The organism is Mesorhizobium sp. LCM 4576, from assembly GCF_001854815.1.
Taxonomy (GTDB): Bacteria; Pseudomonadota; Alphaproteobacteria; order Rhizobiales; family Rhizobiaceae; genus Mesorhizobium; species Mesorhizobium plurifarium.
The window spans coordinates 1-761 of sequence record NZ_MDDT01000082.1 but is presented as its reverse complement, the minus strand read 5'-3'; the positions used below and the strand labels follow the sequence as shown (position 1 = coordinate 761).

Annotated in this window: 1 pseudogene; it reads left to right on the top strand. The window is 70.1% G+C overall.

Annotation, left to right across the window (positions count from 1 at the left end):
• Positions 1-761: pseudogene (locus LCM4576_RS36690) on the top strand (shikimate kinase); the annotation flags it as partial.

Below are 761 nucleotides of genomic sequence, written 5' to 3'. Positions count from 1 at the left end.
CATCAAGGTCGGCACGGACGCCTACAAGTCCGACACCGGGGCGCGGCTGTTCATGAAGAAGAGCGCCGATCTGCAGCGGCTCCTGCAGCAGGTCCCGGGCCTGAAGCCGGCGCCCTATGTCAAGGCGCTGGCGGCAACGCTGCACCAGGGCCGCTTCGACGTCGACGCCAGCCTGGCGGATCTGAAGGACAATCCGACGCTGGCGGCCTCGGTCATGGAGGCCTCGATCAAGCTTGCCGCCGCGAACGGCATCCTGCCCAGCCCCTTGGACGTCGCCGCCGCCGACGACCCCGCCGCCACGATCACGCTGAGCCGCGAGCAGGCCCTGGAGCGCGCCAGGAGCGCAGCCCAGCGCGCCGCGGCGGAAGAAGGCRCCATCACCGCCAACGCGCAAGCAGTCGCCGCGCTTTTGCGGCAGGCCGGCATCGAGGTGACCATGCCGCATCTCGAGCAGCGCCTGCGCGGGCGCGATTCGATGGCCGACGGGCTCACCGGCCAAAGCGTGAGCGCCGCGCCCGAGGCCCAGCTGCTCACCAATGCGGTGCGCCATGTCTTCGAGATCCCGGACGCGGCCCTGACGCGCGCCTTCAAGGCGGCCGTGCTGGCCTTCGAGGAGCGCGGCTGCAGCGAGRTCGAGACCACCAACTGGTTCAGGATGCGCACGCCGAGCTTCCTCGCCATCCGCACCGTGTTCAGCACCCCGCAGGGCTATCGCTTCGAGGTCGAGTTCCATACGCCGGCCAGCTACCAGGCCAAGCTCG